This window comes from Citrobacter sp. Cpo061 (assembly GCF_030332845.1).
In the GTDB taxonomy this organism is placed as follows: domain Bacteria; phylum Pseudomonadota; class Gammaproteobacteria; order Enterobacterales; family Enterobacteriaceae; genus Citrobacter; species Citrobacter portucalensis.
The window spans coordinates 1-14,597 of sequence record NZ_JAOWHB010000049.1 but is presented as its reverse complement, the minus strand read 5'-3'; the positions used below and the strand labels follow the sequence as shown (position 1 = coordinate 14,597).

Genomic DNA, 14,597 nt, shown 5'->3' with positions numbered 1-14,597 from the left:
CCGTAGAACCTTCATCGTCCGTTCCTGCCAGTAGCCACCGTAAGGCACACGCTGACTCAAATGGCCATAAAGATGGTGGAGTAACATATTACCTTCGAGCAAGATCCCGGCATGGTTCCACTTATTAGCCTGGACTTGCATGATGACCATGTCACCTGGCTGAGGCACACCGCTGAATTCACGGAATCCGCACTCATACCAGCAATCCTGATAAAAGTTGTCCGGATAGTCGTTTTCCCACCAGGGATAATCCACCCGATAATCGTGAAGCTCGATCCCGTGCGTTTGCCGGAAATAGCTCATTACCAGCCCCCAGCAGTCGAAGTGACCAAGCACAAACGGACGCTCCAGCAGCGGCAATTCCCCACGCGGCTGGATGGTGCGTAAATCCCCCTCAGGCCAGCTCACGATGTGCCATGGTAAAAGCGTTGCATCACATTGCGCTTTATCCAGTTCACTCGGTTGCGTTGTGGCGTCAGGGTGACTGTGAACAATGGCAATCACTGTTCCCCAGTCTTCGGCAGCGGCATAATCTTCCGGCGACAGGTGGAAATGCTCTGTCGGATCGGTTGCCAGATTACGGCAGGGAATGTACCGCTGCACCCTGCTTTTTTGCACCACCACGCCGCAGCATTCGCGCGGATATTCAGCAGCAGCATGCGCCATAATGGCATCGATAATTTTCTGACGCATATCAGCTCCTGATCAGGGATGTGCCAGGGAAGCCACCGAACGGCAACTCGTTCCCCTCGCCATGCCTCAACTTGCACGCAGTGAGCGTACCGGGGCATTCATCGAGTGACGGATCGTTAACCGGGTTGTTGTGCTTGTCGAAATAACGCGTTCCGGCATAGTCACATCCATCACCTGAGCGATATTTGTTACGGATACACCAGGTACAAAGCGAATGTAGCTGGCGCGTCGGGATCATCAGCCCCTGCAGGTCCATTGGACTGGACAACGTAAACGCCACCACCTCGTTGGTTTCAGTGCTCTTGGCGTCAATGTAAAACACCTTCAGCTTTTCCTGCTGCGGATCCGCTGACGGGTTGCCCTCCGGATAGTTTTTCGCATCCAGATACTGCGCCAGCGTGTCATGAATCGTGACCTTTGCCTGCAGCAGGTCATCATAAGTAAGACACAGCGCCGTAATGGAACTATCCAGGTTAGCTACCGACAGCGTCGGCTGCGCGCTGGTCCCGTCGGTCGCCGTCTCAATACCCTCGATCTGGCAGGGCCAGGCTTTATATTCCTGCCCCTGCCACCAGATTGATTTCGCCGGTAGCTTATTTTCATCTCCACCAGCAGCGGCAATTTCATCGGGAGTGTGGGCAATGTTGTGGGCGTGGAAGCGGAGAACGTCGGAAACACCAAATGCGGTGCCATCGACATCAAAAAGCCGGACAACATTGCCCGGCTCAAGTTTCTGATAATCACTGTTTAAACTCATGGTGCAAACGCCTGTTCAAAGGTGGCTGATACGGTTTCCACCGTTTTACTTTTGGTGACGCGCTGCAGGCTGTCTGCCTCAACGCGCCACAGCGCCAGATCACCGCCTGGTGGGGTAAACGAAAATGATTTCGTCTTATGGCGCCGCAGGAAAGCATAAATATCCCGGACGGTTTGCGGTTCGCCGGTAAATGAAAACTCATAACTGAGCGTTTCATCATTCATCCCGGCACCTGACACCTGCTTATAGCCATCACCAAACTGCGCCGTACGGACGGTATCCTTACTTTTCAGGGTCGGCTGGCTGGATGCTTTAATCCGCCATGCAAAATGCTCGATCGCCATTACTTACCTCTGTTTTGTTGCATTCCAGATGATGCCACCGGGCCGGACTTCTCTGGTGATACCTTCCCTGATTGAGCTGTTGATCACCTGCTGATAGGCTTTCCCCAGCGCATCGCCGCTTCCTTTCTGTTGACCGGAATCCCCCTGGCCTGTTGTCACCGAAACCGGCGCATACACGCTGACGCCAAAAGGAGAAGCAACGCCACCGCCACTCACGCCGACCAGACCACCAGTCGCATAACCGCGCATCATGCGATAAAGGTTGCCGACACCTATTCGGTTGGTGGCCTCCTGCGTAAAGACAAACTCGCCACGGTGCACCACACCTGCTGGCTCATACTTGCCGCCGGATCCGGTATAACCACCACCAGCAAAACCCAGCGCTGACGTGGCAGAACTGACCAGGCCGGTCATGGCCTGCTTCATCAGGATCTGCGTCAGCATCGACAACGTGGAACGGGTGAAATCTGCCCAGTTTGCTTTCCCTGTCGTCAGCATATCGGCCATATTCTGGCTGATACCATCGAATGTGGCTGAAGCAGCAGACTTCATCGAGCCATAGGCATCAGCTGCTGAATCGGCATAGTCAGCCCACGCTGATTTCGCCCCGGCCTGCCAGTTGCCGCGGAGCTCGTCCTGTGCGGCATAATATTTCTTCAGTGCATCCAGTTCGTTCTGATAACCCTGATCGGTGTCCGTACCGCCGGCATTCATCCAGCCCTGCCGCAGCTGTGCCTCTTCGTTTTGCCGCTGCGCGCCGCGACTGCTCATGCTGCCCCCGGCCACAAGCGCCCGGGTTTTCTCACCAATCTGGGTAACGTACTTCTGCGAGCTGTCCTGCAGGCGGTTTAACCGTTCCTGGGCAACAATCTGATCGCCCAACCGGGCATTCACTTCGGCCCGCGCCAGTACCTCGTCTTTGTTCGCCAGCACCGATTTTTCATCCGCGGTCAGCGCGCGCTTTTTGGCGGCCTCTTCCAGCACCGAAAAGCGGGATTGTTGTTTCCACAATTCCTGCCGCTGCTGGCTGATGGTATCCGTGATGCTCTTATGCTCCTGCAGAGTGCGTAACTGCGCCTCCAGCTCCAGTGTCTGCGCGCTGGCAGTATCGACACTTTTTACACCTGCAGGTGTTTTTACCGCTGAAGGGGTTTTGGGTTTCTTCAGCGAGTCGTCGTATTCTTTTTTCGCAGCTTCCAGATTGATGTTGTAGTCAGCCTGGAGGATCCGTCCGTCTTTAAGCGCCTTGTTCAGTTCATTCTGACGGGCCGTGTACTTCTCCAGCGCAGTCTGCGTCTTTGCATAATTCGACTGCGCCTGCGCGGCATACTTCTGGCGGTCAGATTCAATCACTGCCTCGCGGGCGGCGTTATCCTCCGTTGCCTTTGCCACACTGGCCCGCTGTTGCGCCATTTCCAGTGCAAGGCGGGCAGACTCCCGATCGTTCCAGTAGCTGGCGCGCGCATCATCATTGACATAACCATCACCTTTACGCAGATTCCAGATTTCATCCGCCCGCTTAAAGGCCGCTTCCGCTTTGGCAACCATCTCCTGCGTGGTGTCAGGCCGCCCGATATCGAGCGCCGCATCCCACATCGATTTAAAGGCACGCTTCAGGCTGTCGGCAGCAGTCTCAATCGACCCCATATTGTCGCGCAGGCTCTTTGTCTGCTCACGAAAACCGTTCGTCGCCGCATCATTAGCTGCCTGCAGCGCCCCTGCTTCATCACCGGCGCGTTGCAGTTGCGCCACATAAGCAATCTGTTCCGCGGTAACGTTGTGGAACTGCTGCGCCATAGCAATAAGGCCTGAAGTCGGATCATTCGTCAGTTTGCCGAATGCCGCCGCCACCTTATCGACCGGCACACCCGACGCATCGGTAAATTTCGCTACCGCCTGACTCATCTCATCGAACCGGGCACCGGCACGCACTCCGGCGTTGACCAGCTCCGTCAGCGCGCTGCTGGTCTGGTTAAACGTGAGTCCCGCCTGCTCGCCGGATTTCGCCAGCACCAGCATGCGGTTTGAGGTCAGCCCGGCAGTATTACCGGACAGAACCAGCGTTTTGTTGAAATCAGACAGCGTGGACGAGCCCTGATACCAGGCGTAAACCACCGCGCCAGTGGCGGCAGCCAGCGCGCCAACACCTACCATCACCGGCGATATGGTGCCCAGCAGCGCCCGAAAGGTCGGAATAATACCGCCAAAGGAGTCTTTCACCTGACCGCCCTGCTGTAGCAGGATAAGCCACGGACTCTGCCCACCGGCCAGCTGGGTGGCGATATCCGTAAACTGCGCAGGCAGCATACGCATCGCCGCGTTGTACTGTCCTACAGAAATACCGGCCTTCTTCGCGGCGCTCTCCTGGCGGGTAAATGACTGCTGTACCTTCAGCGCCGAGTCATTCGCTGCGTCACCCGTCTGCTTAAACTGCCTTTTTACGTACTCCATCTGCTCGTTGAACTTTGACGAGTTAACATCAAGATTAACGACCAGGTCACCCACTGCCGTCTGGGCCATAGCGAACACCTCCTGAAATGCCCTCGGCCTTTGCCATCAGCACAGCGTCACCGGGTTCATCGTCGGCAATATCCTCCGCTGAAGGTGAAAGAAGGCTGAAGCTGGCAGGGGTTGATGTGGTTTTGGGGTCAAGCGCGGTAATGACGATATGCATCAGCGAGGAAAAATGTGCATCCAGTTGCACATCATTAAAAAAATTGTCCTGGTAGAACGTTCGCCAGTCGGCGTATTCCGTTGACGACATACCAGCAAGCATGGCGCGCCAGTCCGGCCGGCGAAATTCACGCGCCAGTTTCAGGACGAATGTCAGCTCGCTGGCGAGGACTTTTCCAGACTGACCGGCTCAGTCACAGCGACATCCTCCGGATCATTCGCTTCCTGCAGCGGCACCATGCCGGACAGCAGCTTCACGCTATACTCTGCTGCGGAAACAATCTCCAGCGGCCAGGTCATCAGCACTTCATTCTGGATCTGCTCAACGTCTTCTTTCGGCGTTTTGTGCGTCCCTTTCAGAGCGTGTCCATGCCATAAAGACATGGCCACCAGCAGTGCACCGGATTTAATCGTCATATCCATCGCCGTCTGCATGTCGGCATCGGTGATACTTTCCAGCGACTTCAGGTGTTCAAGATGCTCAATACGCTGCAGCGCCGACAGTTCGTAGAGCGTGACGCTCTTTCCATTGCGTTCGAACGGCTCACTTTTTAAAAACATGGATTACTCCAGAAAGCGGGGCCACAGCCCCGGAAGTCAGGCAACGGTGACTTTACAGGTCGCGACAAACAGCCCGTCGTTAGTCATCACAATAATGTCAGCGGTTCCGGCTGCAATACCGGTTACCGTCAGCACCGTACCGGCGACAGTCACCGTGGCTTTACCTGCATCTGTGGTGGTGGCCCGGAAAGATTGATCGCTTGCGCTGGCTGGCGCCACGGTGACATTCAGCGTGGTGGTGGCAGCAACCGCAACGGTGGTGGTCGATTTATCCAGGCTGACGCCGGTTACGGCAATCGCTGCAACAGCGCTGTCTTCAGCAAGGCCTGGCTTGCCGTTATTGCTGATTTTGACAGAACGGGTAATGGTGTCTTTTGCCGTCACCGTTTTACCCAGGCTGCTTACCCAGCCACGGAACACATCGATGGCGCCATTCGGGTATTTGATTTTGTACGCCAGCACGGTACCGTCATCAAACCAGCGAACCAGATCCTGCTGCCCACTCTCGGCAGGTTTCCAGGCCAGCGTAAAACTGGCCTCCCCCGCCGATTTCTGCCCCTGCGCGGTAGCAGTCCAGTCGGCATCTTCGTCGTCCAGGTAGGTGTCGTCGTTTGATTCGGCAGTCAGTTCACCGGGCTGCAGGTCTTTAATCTTTGCCAGGCGCGTCCAGTCAACATCCGATAATGGGTTAGCGAACGGGTTACCCGATCCGGAATAAATCCAGAGCGTGGTGGTGGCACCCTTTACCGGCGCCAGTGGGTTTGGTGTAGTCATTACGTCCTCACATTTCGTAAGTAATGGAATATTTCAGATCAGCCGAACTCCACAGCCCAAGATCATCATCGCGCTGGTAGTCATACCCCTGTTGCACCATGTTAGTGATCAACGTGGAAAGTCCTGACACATTGCCAAGCACCGGATAAATACGTGACTCCATCCAGTCATCGAGTTCGGAATCGGGTACCTGCGCAGGTAAAAAGATTTCGATATGCAGCGTGGCCTGCCAGATATCAGCATCCAGTTCTTCGCCGGTATACCCGGCATCCGTCAGGAAGACAGCGACCGCCGGAAAATCCCCCTCCTCCAGTACCGCTGGACGTCCGTCAAAATAGAGTGCGTCTTTACCAATATGGCTCTCCAGCGCATCAATAATCGCCTTTCTAATATCAGTGTGTTTCATCGTTTCAGAATCAGCCTGAGTTGGTTTTTAAGGGATGCCCGAAGTTCTTTAGGCATATCCGATTCCATGAGCTTCGGCAGCTCATCTTTAAATGCGGTCGTCAGTGGCGCTGCCAGTGGAATGCTGACCACTTCGATCGGATAGCGGGGTCTGGATGTCCGTCGCATCACATGCCAGCGACCATTTTCCAGTTGTTGAATAAAGGCCCCGGGGAAACGAAAAGGGCCAATACGCAGCACACTATTGGCCCCTTTTTTGTCCCGTTTTCTGCGGGATAACCGTACGCTGGCGGTACCGAGCTTTATCGCGGGCAGGTTGCCCCGGTTCACGCGGATCATTGCCATCGGCTTTTTCGCCGTGGCGCGTTTTATCCTCGCGCGTTGTTTTACCAGCTTGCGTGGCACCCGCGTATCTTTCGAGACAACGGCAACGCTTCGGCTGACTGCCCGGGTGGCGACACGGTTAACAGCCTGCGCCGAGGCCCGCGGAACCGCCGTATTGCTGATGCTATTCAGGTTTGCTATAGCCTGTTCAAGCCCTTTTAAAGACATAGTTTTCCCTTAACGGCGCCGGGTCGCTGCGGGAGGAGAACCCGTACCAAGCCAGATATGGCAGGAGCCACAGTCATCAGGACCAATACGATCAACCCAGAAAGGTTTTCCGTTAATATCCAGCGTGTCCAGCCGCGCCAGTTGCCCAATCGTTGCTGATTTCACAAACAACGACGGGCTGGTCCCCTCGACACGCATGCCGGGTGTGGCGTAACCGATATTTTCCGGATCATCGAAAACACCACTCAACGTGACGCCAGAAATCGCGCCGGACGTTACCGTTGCAGAAGTCCCCATAACCTGCCGAATAGTGTCATCGGCCTGTGTTATTGCAGCATCAAAAAGGTTATCGAAATCAGCCACACAGCCCCCTGCTAGTACTCGCGGACCAGTCCGAGTGCAACCAGGCTGTCAGCATCCGCTTGTGTCACGCGAATCACGGTCCCCGCTTTCACAATAGATACCCGTTCATCGCGGGTCGCGTGCAGCGCCTCAATGTGCAGCGTGGCCAGCGTTTTGACTGCCATCAGCGCGCTATCTGTTCTGCCGCTTAACACAGTTTCCACTGGCGGCACGGGTCCTACGGCGCCGGTGGATGCACTACCATCACTTACGCCACCATTTTCAACACTATCGGTATCAGTGCCGTCATTCAGTTCTTCCTCCAGCTCTGCAATGCGCATAGAGAGCTCCTGAATGGTGCCACTGGTATTCACTTCCCGACCAAGCTGCGCGCCAAGCTCATTAAGCCGCGCAATCAACTTTTCTTTTTCTGTCATAAGAACAACTCCGGAACAGGGCCCCGCAGGGCCACAGAATGGACATCAGGCGAGTTTGACAGACACGAACGCATCCGGGTCAGCCAGCAGCATCAGTGGTGCAGACTGGATCATGGTGAACTCACGCGCCGGATCGCCTGTCTGTACCCAGTTTTTCGGATAACGCGTGGAAGCGTTAATGCCTTCACGCTGTGCATCAACATCCTGAATGCAGCCGTAGGTGCGCAAACCTCGCGCCTGGGTATTACCCAGCACCATGCTCAAATCCGGCAGGTAGTTCTTTTTGGTGTCGTCTTCAATGTATTGCCCGGAGTAAACGACAATGGCCACATCGCCATACATTCCCTTATAGGAGACCGCTTCACCCAGATCTTTCAGCGCCGTTTCCAGTTCAGAGTTAGAACCGCGACGGGTGTCGAGCTTCTCTTTTACCGCTTTGAATGAACGGAACAACGCCCAGCCCTTCGGATCAAAGACGATAATATTGACCACGCCGCTGGCGTTCAGCGCATAGGTTTCAATATCGTCAGTGGGATCATAGGTTTCTTTGTCGCGGGTGCTCCATGCCGCAGCACCTGCCTGGATGATGTTGTTTCCGGCATTGCGTCCCATATCCACCTCAACCGGCTCAAACGCTTCGCCGGTCATGGTGTATTTACCGTTGAGGACAGCAGCCACAGCCTGTTTCTCTTCCACCTGAGCAATCGCCAGTTCTTCATCCTTCATGTTCTGCAGGATAATGCGACGGCGGCGGTAGGCCGGGTCAGCCAGATTTTGCGGGTCTTCATCCGGCAGGCGGCGCAGCGTCATCTGCGGGTTTACCTCGTGCTTGGGCTTGACGTAACCCGGCGTAAACTCTGACGTTGCACCACCACGGGAGCGGATAACCTTGCCGGAAATAACAGGCGAGACGTACAGCGCCATGTTGACCATGCCCGGGATTTGCGACAGATACACCTTCTCGGTGCTGAAGGGGTAGCTTTCACGGAAGAAGATACGCAGGAAAAGCGGATCGAATTTGAATTTCTTCTCATTGACCGCCAGCAGTTGGGCCGTTGTGTAAATTGACATAGATTTTTCCCGTAAAAAAAGCCGCGATGGCGGCTTCTGTGGATGATGGTTAGTGTTAAGTCGGATGTCAGACGATACTGATGGCTGTACCTGCGAATGCGTTGCGTTTGATGTGTTCATCCGTCACCGCATCCGGCCAGAGCACATCTTCAATACGGAAAGAGCCGGACTTATAGAATGCCAGCTCAGTGCTGCTCTGGTCGGCAGACACCGCCAGAACGCCACAGGCAGCCCCCGCATGCTGGCCATCCCAGACGGTCAGCTTGCCGGAAGTGGCATCCAGCATCAGGGGCGTCATCGCCGGTACTGCTTTCGTCAGTTCACCAGGTGCAAAACCGGTATGCGCCGGATCACTGTTCCCGAGGGGCTGATTGTGGGTAAATTGTTCAGTGTTAGACATATTGACCTCTTAAACAGGCGTATTTAACAAATCGTCACCCGCTTCGGCAGAAGCGCTATCTGCCGTTACGGTGCCGGGTGCGGTTTCCATCAGACGATCCAGCGCGGTATCCGTACGCGCCTGAGCACTCAGAGGAGCCGCGGCAAGGATGCGCTGGGCACTTTCCACCGTCATCCCCGGCGTTTCTGCCAGCGCGCGCGCCTGTGATTCACGTCCTTTTGCCTCTTCACAGTTCAGGATCCCCATAATGCGACCGTTTTCGGCTGCGACCGCTTCTGCCACCTGGCTGCTGATATCAACAGTTGCGCCCGCTGCAGGGTCAGTAACGACCACAGCAGGCGCGTCAATGGTGGTCACGGTCTGGTTAGGTTGAGTGGTATCTGCGGATGCAGTAGTACCTTTCATGCTTCCTCCTCGGGAAATCATCGTTCGTTTATTAATTGCATCGCGCATAACGTTCAGCGCATCCATGTTGTTGACCAGCTGCTCCGCCAGGCCGTTGTCTACTGATTCCTGGCCTGAAAATACAGCTGCTTCAGTATCAAGAACGGCCTGAACCGACATTCCGGTATAACCCGCCACCTTTTCAGCGAACATCTGCCGGGTAGCGTCAATACGCGCCTGAAAATCTGCACGTACCTCTTTGGGTAATTTCTCGTAGGGGTTCCCGTCCACCTTATGATCGCCGCTGTAAATCAGCGTGACCTCAACGCCGCTGGTTTTAAGGGCAGCGCCGTAATTGCTGTGGGCCATCATGACCCCGATGGATCCCGTTCTGGCCGTCTGCGTCACAAGCCGACGCGATGCCGCACTGGCAATCAGCTGGCCAGCGCTGCAGTTCATATCGTTGGCTAACGCCCATATGGGTTTGATATCCCGCATGCGGGCGATGATGTCCGCACAGTCAAAGGCACCCGCCACCATTCCACCTGGCGTATCCATATCCAGAAGAATGCCGTCTACACCCGGATCGCTGATGGCCTGCTGGAGGCGGGCGATGATGCCGTTGTACCCCGTCATCCCCGAATACGGCTGGAGTGAGCGGGTTTTACTGACCAGCGTCCCGGAAACAGGCAGCACCGCGATACCATCAGTGACCTGGTAGCTTCGCGCCGGCTTTGGCCCCATTTCCTCATCATCACCAAAGAGTGCCAGCGGTTCAGCCATCTGCTCTGCGCCAAGCGTAACGCCCGACACGGTGTCGGTCAGACGGGTGATACCTAACTGACCAGCGAGCGCGCAAAAGAAAACCCGCGCATAGGCGGGTTCAAGTAAAAGTGGCTCATTGAAGGCCATACTGGCAATGTGCGGGAGATTACGCAGCTCTGGCGTCATCGGTCCCCTCCTCATTCGATTTTTTCAGTCCAGACTCAAAGGCCGAAGCCGCCCACGCTGGCGGTTTAAGTCCCGCTGCGCGGCGCTCCATCGTTTCGCGAACCTGCTGGGCAAAGATTTCCTGATAATCTTCCCCGCGTTTGGCGCATTCCTTCTCATAGGTGCTCAGCCCCGCCTCAATGAGCATGACAGCCTCCTGCACCTCCTTCAGACCGTCAATGGCCATTCTCCCGGAGCCGATCCAGTCTGCATTTCCCCAGGCGCTTCTCGCCTCCTGAAAACTGAATCGGGCTTTAGACGGTAATGTCACCACGCGGCGAACAATGGCCTCTTCCAGCCAGCATAAAAACATCTGACAGGCCTGGCGGGAGGCAACAAATTTGCGACGCCCCATAAAGTACGCCCAGGACTCGTTAGCACTGGCACGGGCGGTGGAATAACTCATCTGCGAATAGTTGCGAGAGAGTTGCTCATACGACACCCCCAGCCCTGCAGCAATGTAGCGCAGCAGAGATTGTTCAAACGTCGAATAGCCGTTGTCAGTGTCCTGCGCTGACTGAAGATTCAGGGAGTCGCCCGGCATCAGATGCGGCACCTTCGCGCCCCCGAGACGAACCGGCGCCGCGGTATAGTACGAGGCCATCTCCCCCAGCCAGCCGGTCATCTTGCTTTGCTGCTCTTTACTGTCTGAGCCGAGAATAAAGTCCATCGCGGTTTGCGTATCCAGCTCACTTTCAATCGTGGCGGCATACATCGCCTTGACAATCGCGCTCTGGAGCTGTGTATTCTGCAGTGTATCGAGCATTTTCATTTGCTCCATGACGCTGTAAAACACGTTGGCACCGCGTGTCTGCCCATCTTCCAGGGGTTCAAATACGTGGATAAAGGAAGGCCGCCCGCCGGGCAGTTCACGCGGGATGTAGGTCCACTTCTGCGCCATCCACCCCGGATAGCCATCCTCGCTGACGTAATATCCCAGCGCGGCGCCACTGTCATTTGTTCTGACACCTGCCCGGCAGTTTCGCGTGTCTCCGGCGTTATTGGGGTTGCTGATGCGTTTTGGGCTCACCATTTTGAACTGTGTGCGGAAAAGACGCGTGGAATCACTGTCCCAGGTGGCCTGTGCACATAACTCACCGTTAAACGCATGCATGGAAACACCCTCGCGGATCATCATGGTGAATGTACGCTTACGTTCCGCATCAATGCAGCAGCAATCATCCTCCGCAAATTCTTTCCAGGCCGCTTCAACTTCACGGGAGAACGCCCGGGCCTCTTCCTCTCCAATGCCCAGAAAACGCCAGCTGGGGCGATAACTGAGCCGGAAAAACGATCCGACAATGTGGTCCTGATGGAGCTGTACCGCGTTTGCCGCATAACCGTTATTGCGGACCAGATCGTCAGCGCGCGCGTTACCACGGGAAAAATTAGGCAATAACGCAGCATCTGCGCTTTCACTCGGTGGATTCCAGGCGCGGAGCTGACCGCCAAAGCCACCAGCACCGCCATGATATCCGGCATAATCCCGCAGAGCGGTTTTACCGTCCGGTCCTAACAAAGCAGGTGTTTTCATGCGTAAAATCCTGCCGGTCCCCGGCGTCGTGGAGTGGTGCCAACCTGTGACTCAAGTTCGGCAATGTATTTCTTCAGGTCACTGACGGAGGTCGCAGTGAACTCAACCCGCCGGCCGTCTTTTTGCACCGTGGCTACCCGCTTTCCCATCATGAGGTCATGCAACGCAGCGCGGGCGGCATCCAGATCTGTCTGTGTCGCCATTATTCATCTCCAGATAATGCCCGGGCATAATCAGCCAGGGTTTTGTTATTGGTCCGGCTTCCCTCTTCCTCCTGCAGGCTCGCGAGCAGTGAATCAAGATTCAGTTGCCATCGCGAAATACTGATCCGCAGGGCCGCCAGCGCGTACACGAAGCAGTCCAGCGCCTCATTTCGTCGCTTTTTGCTGTCCCAGACGATTTTCTTACGCCCGTCCACCCATTTTTCAACCTGCTCCTCAGCAGTAAGTTGCTGTGCCTCAGCCAGATCGTAAATTTCGGGGTTATTGGGAAAATGCACGGCTCCGGCAAGAGGTTCACTCCCTTCCGGCTGAAGTGTGAAGCGGTTATAAATCTGCTCCTTTGCGGTATCAGTACCCACTTCCGTAAGATAAACGCCGTTCTTGTTGCGTTTACGCGGCATATTCGCGACGGGCTTGCCGTAAACGGAAGCCCCTTTAATCGGGATCACGCGAAACAGGCCATGCTTTTTTGAGCGATTGTAGACAATGATGGGGTCAATACCGCCGATATCCCAGCAGATACGGGATACCGACATTTCCACGCCATTCTTTCGGAGATAGGTTTTGTTAATCGCCTCGTCCACCCTGACGAGGGTCGCTTCATCATCATGACGGCCCATAATGATCTGCCGGTCAATCAGCCAGCTTTCCTCACCGGGTCCCCATCCCCAGACGCGTATTTCATATCGATCCAACTGGGAGTCGATCCCGGCTGTCAGATAAGCAACACGCTCCGGTACGGATGCGCCGAAGAACTCTTTGCGTTCGGCCATGAGCTCCGCATCAGGCCGTTCACCAATTTTAGGCTCCCATGTTTCGCCCAGAGTGGTGTTCACGAAGGTTTTACGCTTTCCGGTATCCCCTTTCGTTTTTAGCCAGTCTTTGACGATCTGTATCCAGGTGGTAAACGGGCTGTATGCCGTCCAGATGTGAAACGTCACGCTGTCTGGCGGGTCAATTTCGGTGCCTGTTGATGAAAACCAGGATAAACCGTCGCGCGTCCAGATCCCGGTGGTGTCGCAGATGTAACGTGCTTCAGTGAAATCCAGCTCCTGCTGCTTAATGACGCAGGCATTATGTTCACACAGGTAAAAGACGCTGGAGGGATCGCCAGGTGTCCATTTGAACCCGAACGGGGTTTCTTTGTCGCCGAACTTCAGGTACTGCTCTTCACCACAGTGCGGACAGGAAACATGAAAACGCATGAAATGCCCGGACTCGCTGGCAGCACGCTCAATCTGGCAGGTCCCCTTTGTTTTTGGCGTTGAGCCGCGAATAGATTTGGGCCAGACAGACCCCTCAATACGTTTATCACCCAGGAACGTCGGGGATCCCTCTTTCTCAATATCTTCATCGAATGCCGCCAGTTCATCGTAACCGGCGACATCGACCGATTTCTCACGATAGTTTTTCGCCGCTTTACCACCCAGACACCAGAACCCGCGACCGTTGGAGAAGCGTTTCATACTGAGCGTATTGTCCCGGTGCTTTTTTCCATACCAGGGGGCCAGCGCCAGAAGTGACGGAATATCGCGAATCGTCGGCTCAACATGCGACTTCATAAAGTTTTCGGCGTCACCATCAGTAGGCAGCCAGATAAGGGAATTTCGCTGCTTGTGCTGAATAAAATACGCATAAACACCCAGCAACATTTTTGAATAGCCAACACGGGCAGACTTAACAACGTTGACCTCACGTATGTAATCGTTACCCATCGCATTCATGATCGCGCGTTGAAACGGCAACGTTTCCCAGCGCCCTTCCTGGTAGGCCGACTCTTTGGGGAGATAGTAATTATCGTCTGCCCATTCAACCGCCGTTTGCGGCTCAGGTCGGTACAGCGAAAGTAGACCCGCGCGCGCAGAGTGCTGCAGCCCCTTAACCTGACTGTTCGATATATTCACTCAGCAACCCCGGTATTATTTCATCCAGCGCAGCTGCTTTGTTCATGGCTTTAATGATGTCCTTCTTGAGGAAATCAATATGTCGGTTTTCCAGCTCCGGGAAGCGCCGCTGAACCGACAGAGGAACTCCATCAAGAATGCTGGCTACTTCTCCGGCCATCCGCGACAGCACGAACGTGCAGAATGCGGTTTCCACCACCTCAGCGGAATCTTTTGCATTTTTTAGTTCCTGGGCATCTGCCTGCGCTCGGGTGAGGCGGTGACGCTCATAGTCAATCGTACCAGGCTGAAGGTCGGATTCCGATGCAAGACGAAGATCTTCCACCTCCTTCCGTAATTTCTCATTCTCAATCGCCGCGTCGCGTGCGGAATACCATTCGATAGCCGCGGAAGATTCATAGAGGACCTCATTACCTTTTCCACCGCCACGTGCTACAGGCATTCCCTGATCCTGCCAGTTCTGAATGGTTCGCACGCTGACCCCAAATATTTCAGAAAGACGCTTTTTGTTGACCTCCATAGCTCACTCCATACACAAAAACAGAGAAAGGAAAC

The 14,597-nt window shown here is 55.1% G+C and carries 18 protein-coding genes; all 18 read right to left on the bottom strand.

Going from position 1 to position 14,597, the window contains the following annotated elements; translation table 11 throughout:
• A partial coding sequence (locus OGX97_RS14975) for a C40 family peptidase (protein WP_286592568.1) occupies positions 1-693 on the bottom strand: 693 nt, incomplete at its 3' end.
• 1 nt (position 694) lies between these two features.
• On the bottom strand, positions 695-1,450 hold the full coding sequence (locus tag OGX97_RS14970) for a phage minor tail protein L (protein WP_008322438.1): 756 nt from the start codon (positions 1,448-1,450) through the stop codon (positions 695-697).
• The gene (locus OGX97_RS14965) at positions 1,447-1,794 is read right to left on the bottom strand and encodes a phage tail protein (RefSeq protein WP_008322439.1); all 348 of its coding nucleotides are present in this window, start codon (positions 1,792-1,794) and stop codon (positions 1,447-1,449) included. The genes OGX97_RS14970 and OGX97_RS14965 overlap by 4 nt, the downstream gene beginning before the upstream one ends.
• A 3-nt stretch (positions 1,795-1,797) precedes the next feature.
• The gene (locus OGX97_RS14960; protein WP_008322440.1) at positions 1,798-4,314 is read right to left on the bottom strand and encodes a phage tail tape measure protein; all 2,517 of its coding nucleotides are present in this window, start codon (positions 4,312-4,314) and stop codon (positions 1,798-1,800) included.
• On the bottom strand, positions 4,292-4,570 hold the full coding sequence (locus tag OGX97_RS14955; protein ID WP_008322441.1) for a phage tail assembly protein T: 279 nt from the start codon (positions 4,568-4,570) through the stop codon (positions 4,292-4,294). The genes OGX97_RS14960 and OGX97_RS14955 overlap by 23 nt, the downstream gene beginning before the upstream one ends.
• A 50-nt stretch (positions 4,571-4,620) precedes the next feature.
• Positions 4,621-5,028, bottom strand: coding sequence for a phage tail assembly chaperone G (gene gpG, locus OGX97_RS14950; protein WP_008322442.1), 408 nt, complete (start codon positions 5,026-5,028; stop codon positions 4,621-4,623).
• Positions 5,029-5,064: 36 nt separating this feature from the next.
• Complete coding sequence (locus OGX97_RS14945) at positions 5,065-5,802, bottom strand: phage tail protein (protein ID WP_118262602.1); 738 nt, start codon at positions 5,800-5,802, stop codon at positions 5,065-5,067.
• A gap of 7 nt (positions 5,803-5,809) precedes the next feature.
• Positions 5,810-6,208: a phage minor tail U family protein gene (locus tag OGX97_RS14940; RefSeq protein ID WP_003034811.1), complete on the bottom strand. Its 399-nt coding sequence runs from the start codon at positions 6,206-6,208 to the stop codon at positions 5,810-5,812.
• The gene (locus OGX97_RS14935) at positions 6,205-6,759 is read right to left on the bottom strand and encodes a phage tail protein (protein WP_003826200.1); all 555 of its coding nucleotides are present in this window, start codon (positions 6,757-6,759) and stop codon (positions 6,205-6,207) included. Before OGX97_RS14935 ends, OGX97_RS14940 begins: the two co-directional genes overlap by 4 nt.
• Before the next feature lie 9 nt (positions 6,760-6,768).
• Positions 6,769-7,122, bottom strand: coding sequence for a head-tail joining protein (locus OGX97_RS14930; RefSeq protein WP_008322446.1), 354 nt, complete (start codon positions 7,120-7,122; stop codon positions 6,769-6,771).
• Between the two features lie 11 nt (positions 7,123-7,133).
• A complete protein-coding gene (gpFI, locus tag OGX97_RS14925; RefSeq protein ID WP_008322448.1) occupies positions 7,134-7,538 on the bottom strand; it encodes a DNA-packaging protein FI in 405 nt (134 codons plus the stop codon).
• 45 nt (positions 7,539-7,583) lie between these two features.
• Positions 7,584-8,609 carry a major capsid protein gene (locus tag OGX97_RS14920; protein ID WP_008322450.1) on the bottom strand — a complete coding sequence of 342 codons (1,026 nt, stop codon included), beginning with the start codon at positions 8,607-8,609 and terminating at the stop codon, positions 7,584-7,586.
• Positions 8,610-8,676: 67 nt separating this feature from the next.
• Positions 8,677-9,009 carry a head decoration protein gene (locus OGX97_RS14915; RefSeq protein ID WP_003826193.1) on the bottom strand — a complete coding sequence of 111 codons (333 nt, stop codon included), beginning with the start codon at positions 9,007-9,009 and terminating at the stop codon, positions 8,677-8,679.
• Positions 9,010-9,018: 9 nt separating this feature from the next.
• Positions 9,019-10,344 (bottom strand): S49 family peptidase, encoded by a 1,326-nt coding sequence (locus OGX97_RS14910; protein ID WP_008322451.1) that lies wholly within the window; start codon positions 10,342-10,344, stop codon positions 9,019-9,021.
• Positions 10,325-11,917, bottom strand: a complete 1,593-nt coding sequence (locus OGX97_RS14905) for a phage portal protein (protein WP_003826190.1) — start codon at positions 11,915-11,917, stop codon at positions 10,325-10,327. The genes OGX97_RS14910 and OGX97_RS14905 overlap by 20 nt, the downstream gene beginning before the upstream one ends.
• Positions 11,914-12,120, bottom strand: a complete 207-nt coding sequence (locus OGX97_RS14900) for a phage head-tail joining protein (protein ID WP_003034782.1) — start codon at positions 12,118-12,120, stop codon at positions 11,914-11,916. The genes OGX97_RS14905 and OGX97_RS14900 overlap by 4 nt, the downstream gene beginning before the upstream one ends.
• The gene (locus tag OGX97_RS14895; protein ID WP_286592564.1) at positions 12,120-14,042 is read right to left on the bottom strand and encodes a phage terminase large subunit family protein; all 1,923 of its coding nucleotides are present in this window, start codon (positions 14,040-14,042) and stop codon (positions 12,120-12,122) included. The genes OGX97_RS14900 and OGX97_RS14895 overlap by 1 nt, the downstream gene beginning before the upstream one ends.
• The gene (locus OGX97_RS14890) at positions 14,017-14,562 is read right to left on the bottom strand and encodes a terminase small subunit (protein ID WP_000453624.1); all 546 of its coding nucleotides are present in this window, start codon (positions 14,560-14,562) and stop codon (positions 14,017-14,019) included. The genes OGX97_RS14895 and OGX97_RS14890 overlap by 26 nt, the downstream gene beginning before the upstream one ends.
• Between the last annotated feature and the right edge of the window lie 35 nt (positions 14,563-14,597).